The sequence below is a fragment of the Carnobacterium sp. TMP28 genome (assembly GCF_047553015.1).
Classification (GTDB): Bacteria; Bacillota; Bacilli; order Lactobacillales; family Carnobacteriaceae; genus Carnobacterium_A.
Window position 1 is genome coordinate 2227006 of sequence record NZ_CP180212.1, and the last position, 16819, is coordinate 2243824.

Sequence of the window (16819 nt, forward strand, 5' to 3'; positions counted from 1 at the left end):
CATTTTATTTAGTATCAAAAGCTTTTCGAATACTATCTGTAATGGTTGATACTCCTACGACTTCAATATCTTTAGGAAATGTCCATCCACCAATATTATTTTTAGGAATAAAAATACGAGTGAAACCTAATTTTGCAGCTTCTTGAACTCGTTGATCAATCCGACTAACTCTTCTTACCTCTCCTGTAAGTCCTATTTCACCGATAAAGCAGTCTTTTGGACGTGTTTCTTTTTCTTGATAACTAGATGTAATACTCATCGCAATCGCTAAATCGATAGCAGGCTCATCTAATTTCACTCCACCAGCTGCTTTTAAGTAGGCATCTTGATTTTGTAGCAACATACCGGCTCTTTTTTCTAAAACAGCCATAATTAGTGATACTCGATTATGATCTAAACCACTTACCGTCCGTTTAGCATTTCCAAAAACAGTCGGTGTAATCAGTGATTGAATCTCTGCTAGAATAGGCCTTGTGCCTTCCATTGCAGCCACTACAGCTGATCCTGTTGCTCCAGCTAGGCGTTCTTCAAGGAACATCTCAGAAGGGTTTAGGACTTCTACCAGACCACCATTTCTCATTTCAAAAATCCCAATTTCATTCGTTGAGCCAAAACGGTTTTTAACAGCTCTTAAAATACGAAACGTGTGGTGTCGATCTCCTTCAAAATAAAGAACCGTATCCACCATATGTTCTAACATTTTAGGCCCTGCAATAGACCCTTCCTTAGTTACATGTCCAACAATAAAAATAGCAATGTTATTCGTCTTCGCTATTTTCATTAAATCTGCTGTACTTTCTCGTACTTGACTCACACTTCCAACAACACTCGAAACATCTGGCTGACTCATTGTTTGGATTGAGTCAATGACAACAAAGTCTGGTTTTATTTCTTCAATTGTTTGACGAATAGCAGCCATATCTGTTTCAGGATAAATATAAAAATTATCTCCTTTAACGCCTAATCGATTGGCACTCATCTTAAGTTGACTTGCACTTTCTTCACCTGATACATATAGCACCTTGCCACCGGTGTCATTTAACTGAGCAGAAACTTGTAATAAGAGAGTTGATTTACCAATTCCTGGATCTCCTCCAATCAGAATTAAAGAGCCCGGAACAACTCCACCGCCTAGAACACGATTTAATTCAGCTAATTTCGTTTTTACTCTTGGTATTTTTGAAACTGTAATTTCTTGAATCGTTTGAGCCTTAGCAGACTTTCCAGTCATACTAACACGACTTCTACGATTATTCTTATCTGCAATTACTTCTTCTTCCATTTGATTCCATGCACTACAGTTTGGACAACGTCCCATCCATTTAGGAGATTCGTATCCACAAGCTTGGCAGACAAATTTAGTTGATATTTTTTTTGCCACTGATCGAACCTTCCCTTCGTTTATTGCATAGATTGTAAGTGTATTTTACCACAAAAATGAGAACAATAGGTTTTAAAATCCTTTTATTCTCGATACTAAATCATTTGATGGTATCTCACTTCCTTTAACTTTATTTTTTTAAGTAGAATAAATTTAATTTGTTATTAATTTACTTTTTTTCAAAAAAACTACAGAAAAGATAAGAATAATATTCTTATCTTTTCCGCAGTATTATCATAATTCTGTCTTTTATTTTCCTGAAGAACCAAATCCACCTAAACGACTTTTTTGTGTCCTGCTTTCATTATCTGCTTTTAAAAAAGGTAAGAAAATACCTTGTCCAATCCGATCTCCTTTTTTGATGAGGCGGTCTTTAATGCCATAATTAATAAATTGAAAATAGATATGCCCTTCATTTGATTCATTATTATAATAATCTGAATCGATAACTCCTATTCCGTTAGGCAGTAATAACTGATTTTTAATTGGATTGCTCGAACGATTTGCTAGTTGAAGAAATTCATCTTCTCCCATATAGGCTTTTATACCCGTCGGTACTAAAGTTGATTTTAAATATGTTTGATTTTCTTCTCCAAGAGAAAAATCATTTCTATCATCTACTTGTTTTTTATTTTTTACTAATACTTTCCAAATACAAGGCACTAAACAATCTTGGGCAGCCTCAAAATCATAACCTGCCGCATGATGTGTTGCTCTGAACGGTATTTTTATTTCTTTCTCTTGATAATCTGTTACAACTTCAAAACCACGTTTTCTGCTCATTTTCATATCCCCTTTGGTCAATCAGTAAAGTACAATAGTTTAAATTTTATTGATTAAAAATAGTCTTAGTTAGTATAACAAATATTCAATCTCATTACGATAATTCTTCTACCTTGTTAAAAGAATTGTTTTATAAAAATTCATTTTCCCACTTAACTGTGCACTATGCACAAAAAAAAGAACAAACCTTGTGCACTGCTCCGTTTCGAAAAGGTACCGTTTACATTATACTGAATATATTGATAAAGACAGTATTGAAACACTAAATAAAAATAGGACAGGTGATCAGGATGGTAGAAATCGCTTTAAATAATATTCACAAAAAATATGAAAACAATGAAAATTATTCTGTTACAGATTTTAACTTAAAGATTCAAGATAGAGAATTTATTGTATTTGTCGGGCCTTCTGGTTGTGGTAAGTCTACAACACTAAGGATGATTGCAGGATTAGAAGATATTTCTGAAGGAGAATTGTTTATCGGTGAAACTTTAATGAATGATGTTGCTCCTAAAGATCGTGATATCGCAATGGTCTTCCAAAACTATGCTTTATACCCACATATGACTGTGTATGATAATATGGCTTTTGGTTTAAAATTGCGTAAATATAAAAAAGAAGAAATTAACCGTCGTGTAGAAGAAGCTGGTGAAATTTTAGGCCTTACTGAATACTTGCAACGTAAACCAGCTGCACTATCAGGTGGACAACGTCAACGTGTTGCTCTGGGACGCGCTATTGTACGTGATGCTAAAGTTTTCCTAATGGATGAACCTTTATCTAACTTAGACGCTAAGCTACGTGTAGCTATGCGTGCAGAGATTGCTAAGCTGCATCGCCGTCTTGAAACAACAACTATTTACGTTACCCATGACCAAACAGAAGCTATGACCATGGCTGATCGTATTGTTATTATGAAAGATGGCTTCGTTCAACAGATAGGCTCTCCTAAAGAAGTTTACGATACTCCTGTTAACAAATTTGTAGCTGGTTTTATTGGCTCCCCAGCAATGAATTTCTTCGATGTTACATTAAATGGAAATGTTCTATCAAATGGAGCAGGTTTAAAATTAGTTATCCCTGAAGGAAAAAGTAAATTCTTAATTTCTAAGGGCTATGATGGTAAAAAGCTAGTTTTTGGTATCCGTCCAGAAGATATTCATAGTGAACAAATTGCTCTAGATGCAGATCCTACTAGCGTTGTTCACGCTGAAGTTGTTGTATCAGAATTACTTGGTGCTGAAACAATGTTGTATACACGTGTGGATGACACTGAATTTATTTCTAAAGTTAATGCCCGTGATTTCCATAAACCAGGAGAATTTATTGACTTGGCATTTAATCTTAACAAGAGTCATTTCTTTGATATTGATACAGAGGAAGTTCTTCGTTAATATGTTTATCCTCTAATTTTTAGAGGTAACTCAACCAGTGGTTAACCCCTTAACATAAAGAACTGAGATTAGGATGAAAATCTAAATCTCAGTTCTTTTATTTTATAAATGCAATACTTTTATTATTTTCGCAGGATTGCCTCCCAGAACGACGTTATCAGGAAAAGATTTTGTCACAACAGCTCCTGCTCCAACCACGACATTATTTCCTAACGTTACACCTGGAATAATAATAGCTCCGCCACCTATCCATACGTTATCACCAAATGTGATAGGCTTGCCATATTCAATTGCCGTATTGCGTTCAGTTGGATCTAACGGATGGGTAGCAGTGTATAATTGAACATTTGGAGCCAGCATACAATTGTCTCCAATTGTTATTGGGTAGATGTCTAATAAGGTACAATTAAAATTCGCGTAAAAATTCTCGCCAATATGAATGTTAAATCCATAATCTACTATTAAACCAGGATTTACATGGAAATTCTGACCCGTTGTCCCAAACATTTCTTTTAGTATCGCTTTCTTTTCATCTAATTCTTGTATTTGATGAAAAATTGTCAGTGCTTTTTGTGCTTGATCTCTAGCTTTTGATAATTCGAAATCAGATGCGTTATACATTTCACCATTGATCATTTTTTCTTTTTCTGTTCGCATTTGTTTGTCTCTCCTTTTCCATCTACTTAAGCACCTGTTGAAATTTACGACTTCAGTAGTATTACCTGTTCATAATAGACCTGACATTAATTTTTATTAATTTAATGCGTTTGTTTTTATACTTGCTTCTTCTTACTATATAAAATAGGACTGTATCTCAAACAGGTTATTACTGGTATTTTTTTCTAATTAGGTACTATTAAATAAAGACTAGTTGTTTAGAGCTATCCTACTGGGTATTGTATTTTTTATAGCAGATTATTCACTTCAAGCTACATCTATTATAGTAACATTTTATCATTTAAATTCACTTAAAAATACTAAAATGACTAATAATTAGATAGGAGGAATTTAAGTGGTATTTAATTATGACTTAGATTATGAGCACATAAACTTTCGTGAACATCCTGAACTTTATAGCGTAGGTAGAGGAGAGCAAGGTGTATTGCTAGTGGAACCTTATAAAAGTGAAATCCTCCCTTACTGGAGATTCAAAACTCCTGAGATAGCAAAAATTTCATCTGATAAGATTTATGATAAATATCTTAATTACAAAGAAAGTGACGATTTTATCGGAATGGATATGGCGAGAAAATTTCTCCAAATGGGCTATACAAGATCCCGGCGTTATGCAAATCATAAAAGTGGGAAAAAGTATAACGAAAATGGTGAATTGAAAGACAGAGAGATTGATTTAGAAAAAGCAAAATCAGCTAGTATTTTTGAAGAGAAATGGAAACTAGTCCGGGAAGATCAAGACTATCTAAAACTAAAAAAAAAAAACCAACAAAAGTACGGTTAAACTAGCTCATCTTTCTTATTTATCTTGTTAGTAAATATTAATAAAAAAAGATACAATAGGTTTGCACTCCTATTGTATCTTAATAGTATTTAATAAATTATTACAGGTATACCTGCTTCAACTTGGTTATATATTTTTGACATTACGGTTGGTGGCGTATTGATGCACCCGTGAGAACCTTTAGTTATATGATTACTTCCACCATAGATAGATTGCCAAGGAGAATCATGTATCCCCACTCCATCCCAGTCAACTGGAAGCCAATAATCAACTGGCGTAGCATAATCTTCACCAGTTAAAGTAGCATTACGGTCTTTTTTCCAAACATAGAAAATCCCTTTTGGTGTAGGTGTTTTTGGCTTTCCAGAGATAATATCTGTTTCTAAGAATAGCTGTCCATTGATATACACCCACATATGCTGTGAACCTAGATCAACTTCAATATAATTTTCACCAAATTCATTGCCACTATCTGAATAGCCAGATCCATTGTAAAGTGGAGTCCGTTCACTATTTTCTCCAAGTAAAATATCAGCTGCTAGCGATGCTGATTCACGAGCCACATCTAATGTCCAACCATAAGTCCCCGGTGGCACATTAACTACACCCCTTTTACTTGTTTCAAAATTTCTTGTTTTTTCATAGGTACTATATTTTGAACTTAATTGTTGGACATAAGCGGTAACGCCTGTTTTATCTACTGTTATCGAGTTTTCCTCATCAATACCTAACCAGTTTACTAGTAGTTCACGTGGCACAACTTCTTTTGAACCAGCGATAGTATAACCAATAGATAGTTCACTTAATTTTTGTAGTTCACCTAATTTAGAGTTTAAAGTCTTGTTAGAAGCAAGTATAGTTGGTTTTGTGTAGGCTTGCTTCAAATCAAGATTTGAGTCACCTTTTTTAAAAGATTCTTTTAATACTTCTTCTACTTTAGATTGATCGAAAAAATTACCTTTCACTTCAGGTTGAATACTAAATTGACTATCTACTTTTACTATCTTTGCATTAATGGGTTTTGTTCGATTCTCTTGATCTAATAGTAAACTTGAAATATATGATTCAAGTTTACTATCTTCGAATGCTATGTTATTAATTATAAATTTAGCATGATTTGAACCCATTTGTTTTATTGGCCATGACCAGTTATTCTGTTTTTTCATTTTTTCATCTAATGATTTTGTAAAGTTAGATGTAACACCTATATCTGAACCTATAAAAGCAAATAATTCTTTTTTATTTTCCATTACCTTAATTTCTTTTTCTTGATAATATTTCTCGATTTTTTGATTTGCTTCTTTAACTGTCTTTTTACCAACTTCTATACCGTTAACTGTTGTTTTAGGTAAAAACTGATCTTTATATTGCATACTTATCGTGACGTAGAATGCTCCAATTATTACTAAAAAAATAGCTGAGCCCCATATGACTGATTTTTTTTTATTCATTCTATTCATCCTTTTTTTCACATTTTTTATCTCTTTCATTTTAACATGTTTTAATTCGAATATAAAACTTAAACACAAAAAAAGCACCATCCGAAGATGATACTTTTTAAAGATGCGCGGCAGCGTCCTACTCTCACAAAGGGAAACCCTTCACTACCATCGGCGCTAAGAAGCTTAACTACTGTGTTCGGCATGGGAACAGGTGTGACCTTCTTGCCATCGCCACCACACATCTTTTAGCTATAAGAGAACGTTGTTCTCTCAAAACTGGATAGTGTTTAACTATAAGACAATAAAACCGTTTCTTCATCGTTTAAAAATGGTTAAGTCCTCGACCGATTAGTATTGGTCCGCTCCATACATCGCTGTACTTCCACTTCCAACCTATCTACCTGATCATCTCTCAGGGGTCTTACTCACTTACGTGATGGGAAATCTCATCTTGAGGGGGGCTTCACGCTTAGATGCTTTCAGCGTTTATCCCGTCCACACATAGCTACCCAGCGATGCTCTTGGCAGAACAACTGGTACACCAGCGGTGTGTCCATCCCGGTCCTCTCGTACTAAGGACAGCTCCTCTCAAATTTCCTGCGCCCGCGACGGATAGGGACCGAACTGTCTCACGACGTTCTGAACCCAGCTCGCGTACCGCTTTAATGGGCGAACAGCCCAACCCTTGGGACCGACTACAGCCCCAGGATGCGATGAGCCGACATCGAGGTGCCAAACCTCCCCGTCGATGTGGACTCTTGGGGGAGATAAGCCTGTTATCCCCAGGGTAGCTTTTATCCGTTGAGCGATGGCCCTTCCATACGGAACCACCGGATCACTAAGCCCGACTTTCGTCCCTGCTCGACTTGTAGGTCTCGCAGTCAAGCTCCCTTCTGCCTTTACACTCTACGAATGATTTCCAACCATTCTGAGGGAACCTTTGGGCGCCTCCGTTACACTTTAGGAGGCGACCGCCCCAGTCAAACTGCCCGTCAGACACTGTCTCCCAGCCAGATCATGGCTGAGGGTTAGAGTGGTCATACAGCAAGGGTAGTATCCCACCATTGCCTCCACCAAGACTAGCGTCCTGGCTTCATAGGCTCCTACCTATCCTGTACAAGCTGTACAAACACTCAATATCAAACTGCAGTAAAGCTCCATGGGGTCTTTCCGTCCTGTCGCGGGTAACCTGCATCTTCACAGGTACTATAATTTCACCGAGTCTCTCGTTGAGACAGTGCCCAAATCATTACGCCTTTCGTGCGGGTCGGAACTTACCCGACAAGGAATTTCGCTACCTTAGGACCGTTATAGTTACGGCCGCCGTTTACTGGGGCTTCAATTCTGAGCTTCGCTCGAGAGCTAACCCATCCTCTTAACCTTCCAGCACCGGGCAGGCGTCAGCCCCTATACGTCATCTTTCGATTTAGCAGAGACCTGTGTTTTTGATAAACAGTTGCTTGGGCCTATTCACTGCGGCTGACCAATTGGTCAGCACCCCTTCTCCCGAAGTTACGGGGTCATTTTGCCGAGTTCCTTAACGAGAGTTCGCTCGCACACCTTAGGATTCTCTCCTCGACTACCTGTGTCGGTTTGCGGTACGGGCAGATTGTTTCTAACTAGAAGCTTTTCTTGACAGTGTGACATCGGGAACTTCGATACTTAATTTCTCTCCCCATCACAACTTGTCCTTAATAGAGGCAAGCATTTGACTCACCTCAAGACTTGTTGCTTGGACGCACATATCCAACAGTGCGTATTCCTTAGCCTACTGTGTCCCTCCATTGTTCAAACAAAACAAACTGGTACAGGAATCTCAACCTGTTGTCCATCGTCTACGCCTATCGGCCTCGACTTAGGTCCCGACTAACCCTGGGAGGACGAGCCTTCCCCAGGAAACCTTAGTCATTCGGTGGACGGGATTCTCACCCGTCTTTCGCTACTCATACCGGCATTCTCACTTCTAAGCGCTCCACCAGTCCTCACGGTCTAGCTTCGACGCCCTTAGAACGCTCTCCTACCATAGAACCTAAGTTCTATCCACAGCTTCGGTGTTATGTTTAGCCCCGGTAAATTTTCGGCGCAGGGTCACTCGACTAGTGAGCTATTACGCACTCTTTAAATGATGGCTGCTTCTGAGCCAACATCCTAGTTGTCTAAGCAACCCCACATCCTTTTCCACTTAACATAAACTTTGGGACCTTAGCTGGTGGTCTGGGCTGTTTCCCTCTCGACTACGGATCTTATCACTCGTAGTCTGACTCCCGGATATAAATCAATGGCATTCGGAGTTTATCTGAATTCGGTAACCCGAGAAGGGCCCCTAGTCCAAACAGTTGCTCTACCTCCATGATTCTAATTCCGAGGCTAGCCCTAAAGCTATTTCGGAGAGAACCAGCTATCTCCAAGTTCGATTGGAATTTCTCCGCTACCCACACCTCATCCCCGCATTTTTCAACATACGTGGGTTCGGTCCTCCAGTGCGTATTACCGCACCTTCAACCTGGACATGGGTAGATCACTTGGTTTCGGGTCTACGACCACATACTCATTCGCCCTATTCAGACTCGCTTTCGCTACGGCTCCGTCTCATCAACTTAACCTCGCATGGGATCGTAACTCGCCGGTTCATTCTACAAAAGGCACGCTATCACCCATTAACGGGCTCTAACTACTTGTAAGCACACGGTTTCAGGTGCTGTTTCACTCCCCTTCCGGGGTTCTTTTCACCTTTCCCTCACGGTACTGGTTCACTATCGGTCACTAGGGAGTATTTAGCCTTGGGAGATGGTCCTCCCGGATTCCGACGGAATTTCTCGTGTTCCGCCGTACTCAGGATACTGATCAGAGTGAACAAAGTTTCAGTTACGGGGCTATTACCCTCTTCGGCGGACCTTTCCAGGTCGCTTCTCCTACTTCGTTCATTTATGACTCTATGTGTTCAGTCCTACAACCCCAGAAAGCAAGCTTTCTGGTTTGGGCTATTCCCGTTTCGCTCGCCGCTACTCAGGGAATCGATTTTTCTTTCTCTTCCTGCAGGTACTTAGATGTTTCAGTTCTCTGCGTCTACCTCTATTGACCTATGTATTCAGTCAATAGTAACACCCGATAAAGAGTGTTGGGTTTCCCCATTCGGAAATCTCTGGATCAAAGCTTACTTACAGCTCCCCAAAGCATATCGGCGTTAGTCCCGTCCTTCTTCGGCTCCTAGTGCCAAGGCATCCACCGTGCGCCCTTATTAACTTAACCTATGGTCATGTTAACTATTTCATTCACCCTAAGGTGAAGAAATACATTAAAAAATAAAACGCGATGTTTTCTTGGTTTCTTGATTTTCTTACATGTTAAACACTATCCAGTTTTCAAAGAACAACTACTTACTTTTTGAGAAGATTAGACCTCTCAAAACTAAACAAAGTAAAACAACTGTGACGGTTCCGTTATATCCTTAGAAAGGAGGTGATCCAGCCGCACCTTCCGATACGGCTACCTTGTTACGACTTCACCCCAATTATCTATCCCACCTTAGGCGGCTGGCTCCCAAAAGGGTTACCTCACCGACTTCGGGTGTTACAAACTCTCGTGGTGTGACGGGCGGTGTGTACAAGACCCGGGAACGTATTCACCGCGGCGTTCTGATCTGCGATTACTAGCGATTCCGGCTTCATGCAGGCGAGTTGCAGCCTGCAATCCGAACTGAGAATGGCTTTAAGAGATTAGCTTGACCTCGCGATCTTGCGACTCGTTGTACCATCCATTGTAGCACGTGTGTAGCCCAGGTCATAAGGGGCATGATGATTTGACGTCATCCCCACCTTCCTCCGGTTTATCACCGGCAGTCTCACTAGAGTGCCCAACTGAATGCTGGCAACTAATAATAGGGGTTGCGCTCGTTGCGGGACTTAACCCAACATCTCACGACACGAGCTGACGACAACCATGCACCACCTGTCACTTTGTCCCCGAAGGGAAAGCTCTATCTCTAGAGTGGTCAAAGGATGTCAAGACCTGGTAAGGTTCTTCGCGTTGCTTCGAATTAAACCACATGCTCCACCGCTTGTGCGGGTCCCCGTCAATTCCTTTGAGTTTCAGCCTTGCGGCCGTACTCCCCAGGCGGAGTGCTTAATGCGTTAGCTGCAGCACTGAGGGGCGGAAACCCCCCAACACTTAGCACTCATCGTTTACGGCGTGGACTACCAGGGTATCTAATCCTGTTTGCTCCCCACGCTTTCGAGCCTCAGCGTCAGTTACAGACCAGAGAGTCGCCTTCGCCACTGGTGTTCCTCCATATATCTACGCATTTCACCGCTACACATGGAATTCCACTCTCCTCTTCTGCACTCAAGTTCTCCAGTTTCCAATGACCTTCCCCAGTTGAGCTGGGGTCTTTCACATCAGACTTAAAGAACCGCCTGCGCTCGCTTTACGCCCAATAAATCCGGACAACGCTTGCCATCTACGTATTACCGCGGCTGCTGGCACGTAGTTAGCCATGGCTTTCTGGTTAGATACCGTCAGGGGATGAGCAGTTACTCTCATCCTTGTTCTTCTCTAACAACAGAGTTTTACGATCCGAAAACCTTCTTCACTCACGCGGCATTGCTCCGTCAGACTTTCGTCCATTGCGGAAGATTCCCTACTGCTGCCTCCCGTAGGAGTCTGGGCCGTGTCTCAGTCCCAGTGTGGCCGATCACCCTCTCAGGTCGGCTACGTATCATTGCCTTGGTGAGCCATTACCTCACCAACTAGCTAATACGCCGCGGGTCCATCCATAAGCGGTAGCCGAAGCCACCTTTCATCTATCTGCCATGCGGCAATCAGAATTATGCGGTATTAGCATCCGTTTCCGAATGTTATCCCCCACTTATGGGCAGGTTACCCACGTGTTACTCACCCGTCCGCCACTCTTCTTCTATCGAGTGCAAGCACTCAATAGAAGAAGCGTTCGACTTGCATGTATTAGGCATGCCGCCAGCGTTCGTCCTGAGCCAGGATCAAACTCTCATAAAAGTTGAAGCAACCCGTTAGGATTGTTTCGCTTTTTAACGATGCTTGAAGCTCATTAAACTTGCTAGCGAAATTTCTTTCACTTTGTTTCTTTTGGTTCGACCCTTGGCCGAACCGCCGTTCACAGTTTGTTATTTTACTTTGTTCAGTTTTCAAAGGTCTAATTTGTTTGCGTTGTCGTTTTGACAACTTCTAAATATTACCAGATGATGACTAACTTGTCAACAACTTTTTAATAATTAGTTTTTTCTTTTTTGTTGCGTTGTTGCGATGTATCGCTACGACATCTACTAATATAACAGCTATATATGGCTTCGTCAATGATTTTCAGAAAATAAAAACATGTTTTAAAAAAAGACAAACGTTCATTCTCAAAAAGTTATAAATTACTATTTAATCATTTCAAAAGCTTGTTTTTTTAACTTTTTTTTTATAAACGTTCGTTTTTTAAAAAATCAAGAAACTACTGTTTATAAAACAGTGGTTTCTTGATTGGCATGTATTCACTTATTTATCTTTCCATTTCTTTTCAATAAAACGAACTCTTCCTGATCCTTTACTATATCCAGAGTAATGTGCAGGATTTTTTTTATAAAAATCTTGGTGATACGTTTCAGCAGGATAAAAAATCTCTGCTGGTTCAATGTTCGTTACAATTGTTTTTTTAAATCTTCCACTATTTTGTAGAGCTAATTTGGATAATTCTGCAATTTGTCTTTGTTCTTCACTATGATAAAAAATTACAGGACGATACGACGAACCTTTATCTGCGAATTGACCACTGGCATCTGTTGGATCTGTTTGTCGCCAATAGATCTCTACTAAATCTTCGTAACTCATTAATTCTGGATTAAATGTAATTTGAACCGCTTCTGTGTGCCCAGTTTTATCGCTACAAACTTCTTCATAGGTCGGGTTGACCGTATGCCCACCCGTGTACCCTGAAACAACTGTTTCTATACCTGGCTGTGTATCAAACGGTTTGACCATACACCAAAAACATCCTCCGGCGAATGTTGCTTTTTGAAAATTCTCTTCATTCATATTCATTTCTCCCTTCGTTGCTGTAATAATTAGATTATATCATGACCATTTAAGAGAAGACATTACTTTGTTCTTCTATATAAGGTGTCCAGATAAAAGTCAGTAAAAATTCAACTTATTTAAACTTATTCAGTAACAATAACAATTTTGCCTATAGCATGATGGGTTTCACTTAACTCATGGGCATCATAAATTCCTTTTTGAGTAAGTGGAAATTGAGCACCGATAATTGATTTAACTGTTCCTACTGACATCAAATTTGCAATTTCTGCTAACTCTTGCCCATTAGGCTCTAGCCAAATACTTTCGAATTCTACATCGTATTGTTTTCTAACTTCTTCATCAGTAAGTCCTACGATAGAAATCATCCGACCAGTTAGTGGTTTTAGAACTTTAAAACTCTCATTTTGTATTTCTCCACCCATAGTATCCAAAACTAAGTCTACTCCGTCCAAAATATCTACGAAGTTTTCTGTTTTGTAATCAATAACTTGATCTGCACCTAGCCCAACTAATAGGTCATGATTTTTCTCACTAGCTGTCGTAATTACTTTAGCACCAATGTTTTTTGCCAATTGAATGGCATACGTTCCTACTCCACCTGCACCAGCATGTATTAAAACCGTCTCACCTTTTTTCAATTTACCGTGATCAACTAGCGCTTGCCAGGCCGTTAAACCAGCTAATGGAACAGCTGCTGCTTCTTCAAAACTAATATTAGCTGGAATTTTAGCAAGTAAGTGTTGATCAACCACTGTAAACTCAGCATACGTGCCAAAACGAGTTGTTTCTGGACGAGCAAAGACTTTGTCTCCTACTTTCCACTCTGTTACTTCTTCTCCAACTTCACTAATAATACCTGCAACATCCCATCCAAGAATAATAGGGAATGGCCAGTCCATCATTTGTTGTAAGTAGCCTTCACGTAATTTCCAGTCAATCGGATTGATAGACGTTGCTTTAACTTCTACGACTACTTGTTTTGCATTTGCTTTAGGAATGTCTATTTGTACCTCTTTTAGTTGTTCTTTACCACCATAATTTTCGATTATTATTGCTTTCATCATTTTTCCCCCAAAATCATTTTAATACTTATTTTTTATTAGTTGATAGTCAATTTATATTAAATCATTCTTATTTTAATTACCAGTCATTTGACTTGTACTACTTTAAACATAATAAAAAACGTATTTTATATATTAGATTAAAAAATCTAGTGTATAAAATACGTAGTTATAAAAATAGTGAGTCCTTTTATTTTTTAATCTCTGTTACTCCACCCATATAAGGGACTAAAACTTTTGGTATTTTAACCGTTCCATCTGCTTCTTGATAGTTTTCTAGAATAGCAGCAAATGTTCTGCCTACAGCTAATCCTGAGCCATTTAATGTATGAACATAGGCTAATTTTTCTGTAGCCTCATCACGGTAGCGAATTTTTGCGCGTCTAGCTTGAAAATCTTCAGTATTTGAACAAGAGCTGATTTCACGATAAACATCTTGAGCAGGGATCCATACTTCTAAATCATAAGTTTTAGCTGCAGAAAAACCCATATCGCCTGTACATAATGCTAAAACACGATAGGGTAAATCTAATTTCTGTAATACTGCCTCAGCATTGTTGGTCATTTTCTCTAATTCATCATATGAATTTTCTGGTTTACTAAATTTAACCATTTCAACTTTATTAAATTGATGTAGTCGAATTAAGCCACGTGTATCCCTTCCAGCGCTACCTGCCTCAGATCTAAATGAAGGGCTCAATGCTGTAAAATAGGCTGGTAATTGTTCTTCTTTTAAAATCTCATTTCGATAATAGTTTGTTAATGGTACTTCTGCAGTTGGTATCAAAGTCAAATCTCTATCTTCAATTTGGAAAACATCTTCTTTGAATTTAGGGAATTGACCTGTTCCATACATAGACTCACCGTTGACTAAAATAGGGGTAATCATTTCTGTATAACCATGTTCTCCAGTATGCAAGTCAAGCATAAAGTTATAGATTGCACGTTCTAATCTGGCACCAAGTCCTTTGTAGAAAACAAACCGACTACCAGCAACTTTTGCACCTCGTTCAAAATCAACAATATCTAATGATTCTGCAATTTCCCAATGAGATTTGACTTCAAAATCGACTACCCTTGGTGTACCCCATTTTCTTACTTCTATATTGTCCGCTTCATCATTACCAATTGGAACAGACTCATGTGGCAAGTTAGGTAATCCTGATGCTATCTCTTCTATTTCATAATCAATTGTTTGAAGTTGCTCGTCTTTTAGCTTAATCTCATCTCCGACTTCACGCATTTCTTTAATTTTACTATCTGCATCTTCTTTGTTGCGCTTTAAAGAAGCAATTGCTCCTGAAACTTCATTACGGTATTTTTTTAACTTCTCGGTCTCAACTAAAAGCTTTCTTCTTTTTTCATCTAGTGCCATAAATGTATCTAAAACCTCTTGTTTAACACCACGATTTACTAATTTATTAGCTGTATTCTCATAGTCATTGCGTAATTTTTTTGTATCTAACATATCAATCTCTCCCTTTTCGTACTATTTTTACTTATTTTAAGCAAACAAAAAAACCGTTCCACCCTAAATAACACATAGGGACGAAATGGCCTAAAAGAATCGCGGTACCACCCAAATTTAGAAGCTTTTCAATCAACTTCTACACTCAACATCAGATAACAGTCTGGAGCTGAAACAATTTTGTCAAATTTAATTTGATGTCATTGTTTACTTCACACGACGGATTCAAATAAATAAACCATCAGTTCACACCTACCACTGACTCTCTGGTTGTATTTATTTACTTTACTATCTCGTATTACTAGCGTTCATATCTATTTAATTATATGACTATAGTTTACCTAAACTTTGTTGCTAAGTCAACGAAAATACAGGCTCTTTATTTGATAGTTAACTGTCTTAAAAAAGAGTGACTACCTAAAGTAAGGCAATCACTCTTTCGATTTAAATTAAAATATATCAGAAACAAATACTTTGATCCAGCGTCCGGCTAAGACAAAGATATTCGCTTTTTCGACTTTTTGGGCAGCAATGACAGCCACTTCCGCTCCTTTTGTCCCATCAATATAACCTAAATCATCATTTCTCAATAAAATTTCTGCGATTCCTAGTTTAGCTCCTTTTTTAACGGGTGCTTCTACTTTACCAGTATCATTCATCAAATTTTTCTTAGCTGTAAATAAAACATCTTTATCTTTTAAATCTGTATTCACACGAACGAGCATTGAAACATCTGAAGCTACAGCTACTTTCAAGCTATTTGTTTTTCCTTTTTCTACTTTTAACGGTTTGATATTATCCAAACTATCATTTTTTTTATAGACTTGAACTTTCTCCCAGTTTGAAAAAGCCCAATCCATCATTTTATCTGTTTCTTTAAAACGTTTTTGTAAATCTTCTTGCCCATCTGTCGCATTCATAATGACGGTAATGATACGCATCCCATTTTCTTCTGCTGTTCCTGTAAATGTTGCTCCAGCAAAATCAGTCGTCCCCGTTTTTAGTCCATCAACGTTCGCACGCTCAGATACTAGACCTTTTAACATCCAATTCCAGTTATCCATATCAATCGCATCCGTTGTTCCTTCTTTGAAAGTCATTTTAGGAATAGATGTTGTTTCCAATACTTCTGGATAAGCATTTAATAAGTTCTGTGCTACAATCGCGATAGAGCGAGCTGACATAGCATTTTCACTTTTTTCATTGCTACCTGGATAGATGTTGCCCATTAAATCTGAATTAGATAAACCCGTACTATTGTAAAGTTCATAATCTTTAATCCCCCAAGATTCTACCTTTTCTCGCATCTTATCAACAAACTCAGATTCACTTCCAGCGATTGTCTCTGCCATGGCTACAGTAGCAGCATTAGCAGAATAAATAGCCATCGCTTGATACAACTCTTTAAATGTATACGTTTCGTCTTGTCTCATCGGAACATTTGATAGTGAATTATTTTGACTTAATTGTTGAGCGTAATCACTAACGGGTACAACTTGATCCCATTTGATTGTTCCTTCTTCAATGGCTTCAAAAATAAGGTACTCTGAAATCATTTTAGTCATAGAAGCAATTCCTAATTTTTTATCTCCATTTTGATTCATTAAGATTTTACCCGTACTTGGTTCGAGAATAAAAGCTGCTTCTGCTTCAATTTTAGGCACTGCTTCAGCCGCAGAAACGCTTGATGTTAAGCTATAAATAGGAAGGAACGTTCCTACCAGTAGTGTAATAGTCATTACTAGTCCAAATTTGGTTGTTTTTTTCATTTAATTAA

At 38.6% G+C, this 16819-nt stretch carries 9 protein-coding genes, 3 rRNA genes, 1 pseudogene and 1 other annotated feature; of the genes and pseudogenes, 2 read left to right on the forward strand and 11 right to left on the reverse strand.

All coding sequences use genetic code 11. The annotated features are described in order from the left end of the window. Nucleotides 1-4: 4 nt before the first annotated feature. Complete coding sequence (gene radA / locus ACMHYH_RS10660; protein WP_414839361.1) at nt 5-1381, reverse strand: DNA repair protein RadA; 1377 nt, start codon at nt 1379-1381, stop codon at nt 5-7. A 249-nt stretch (nt 1382-1630) separates the two neighbouring features. After that, on the reverse strand, nt 1631-2164 hold the full coding sequence (locus ACMHYH_RS10665) for a dUTP diphosphatase (protein WP_414839362.1): 534 nt from the start codon (nt 2162-2164) through the stop codon (nt 1631-1633). 290 nt (nt 2165-2454) lie between these two features. Here ACMHYH_RS10665 and ACMHYH_RS10670 point away from each other — a divergent pair, with 290 nt between their 5' ends. Beyond that, entirely contained in the window at nt 2455-3558 is a 1104-nt protein-coding gene (locus ACMHYH_RS10670) for an ABC transporter ATP-binding protein (protein WP_414839363.1), read from the forward strand. Between the two features lie 117 nt (nt 3559-3675). Here the strand turns inward: ACMHYH_RS10670 and ACMHYH_RS10675 are convergent. Continuing rightward, nucleotides 3676-4215, reverse strand: a pseudogene (locus tag ACMHYH_RS10675) (sugar O-acetyltransferase); the annotation flags it as partial. Nucleotides 4216-4570: 355 nt separating this feature from the next. Between ACMHYH_RS10675 and ACMHYH_RS10680 the strand changes: the two are divergent. Next, entirely contained in the window at nt 4571-5017 is a 447-nt protein-coding gene (locus ACMHYH_RS10680) for a DUF4385 domain-containing protein (RefSeq protein ID WP_414839364.1), read from the forward strand. 89 nt (nt 5018-5106) lie between these two features. On the opposite strand, the gene ACMHYH_RS10685 is transcribed toward ACMHYH_RS10680, so the two are convergent. The 8 genes from ACMHYH_RS10685 to ACMHYH_RS10720 form a co-directional block, all read right to left on the reverse strand. Beyond that, complete coding sequence (locus tag ACMHYH_RS10685) at nt 5107-6468, reverse strand: L,D-transpeptidase family protein (protein ID WP_414839365.1); 1362 nt, start codon at nt 6466-6468, stop codon at nt 5107-5109. A 114-nt stretch (nt 6469-6582) separates the two neighbouring features. Continuing rightward, nucleotides 6583-6698: ribosomal RNA gene (rrf, locus tag ACMHYH_RS10690) — 5S ribosomal RNA — on the reverse strand. An 89-nt stretch (nt 6699-6787) separates the two neighbouring features. Continuing rightward, nucleotides 6788-9708: ribosomal RNA gene (locus ACMHYH_RS10695) — 23S ribosomal RNA — on the reverse strand. Between the two features lie 203 nt (nt 9709-9911). Further along, nucleotides 9912-11469, reverse strand: a 16S ribosomal RNA gene (locus ACMHYH_RS10700). The 16S, 23S and 5S rRNA genes sit together here, the layout of an rRNA operon. A gap of 504 nt (nt 11470-11973) precedes the next feature. Then, nucleotides 11974-12510: a peptide-methionine (S)-S-oxide reductase MsrA gene (gene msrA / locus ACMHYH_RS10705; protein ID WP_414839366.1), complete on the reverse strand. Its 537-nt coding sequence runs from the start codon at nt 12508-12510 to the stop codon at nt 11974-11976. Nucleotides 12511-12635: 125 nt separating this feature from the next. Beyond that, complete coding sequence (locus ACMHYH_RS10710; RefSeq protein WP_414839367.1) at nt 12636-13574, reverse strand: NADP-dependent oxidoreductase; 939 nt, start codon at nt 13572-13574, stop codon at nt 12636-12638. Nucleotides 13575-13764: 190 nt separating this feature from the next. Beyond that, nucleotides 13765-15042, reverse strand: coding sequence for a serine--tRNA ligase (serS, locus tag ACMHYH_RS10715; RefSeq protein WP_414839368.1), 1278 nt, complete (start codon nt 15040-15042; stop codon nt 13765-13767). Nucleotides 15043-15115: 73 nt separating this feature from the next. Beyond that, nucleotides 15116-15353 (reverse strand) — a binding site (T-box leader). A 138-nt stretch (nt 15354-15491) separates the two neighbouring features. Continuing rightward, the gene (locus ACMHYH_RS10720; protein WP_414839369.1) at nt 15492-16811 is read right to left on the reverse strand and encodes a serine hydrolase; all 1320 of its coding nucleotides are present in this window, start codon (nt 16809-16811) and stop codon (nt 15492-15494) included. Nucleotides 16812-16819: the final 8 nt, after the last annotated feature.

Excerpts from the sequence above, each read along its gene's own strand:
- ACMHYH_RS10665 (WP_414839362.1), bottom strand. The coding sequence starts at position 2,164 with ATGAGCAGAAAACGTGGTTTTGAAGTTGTAACAGATTATCAAGAGAAA.
- ACMHYH_RS10670 (WP_414839363.1), top strand. The coding sequence starts at position 2,455 with ATGGTAGAAATCGCTTTAAATAATATTCACAAAAAATATGAAAACAAT.
- ACMHYH_RS10685 (WP_414839365.1), bottom strand. The coding sequence starts at position 6,468 with ATGAATAAAAAAAAATCAGTCATATGGGGCTCAGCTATTTTTTTAGTA.
- msrA (WP_414839366.1), bottom strand. The coding sequence starts at position 12,510 with ATGAATGAAGAGAATTTTCAAAAAGCAACATTCGCCGGAGGATGTTTT.
- ACMHYH_RS10710 (WP_414839367.1), bottom strand. The coding sequence starts at position 13,574 with ATGAAAGCAATAATAATCGAAAATTATGGTGGTAAAGAACAACTAAAA.
- serS (WP_414839368.1), bottom strand. The coding sequence starts at position 15,042 with ATGTTAGATACAAAAAAATTACGCAATGACTATGAGAATACAGCTAAT.
- ACMHYH_RS10720 (WP_414839369.1), bottom strand. The coding sequence starts at position 16,811 with ATGAAAAAAACAACCAAATTTGGACTAGTAATGACTATTACACTACTG.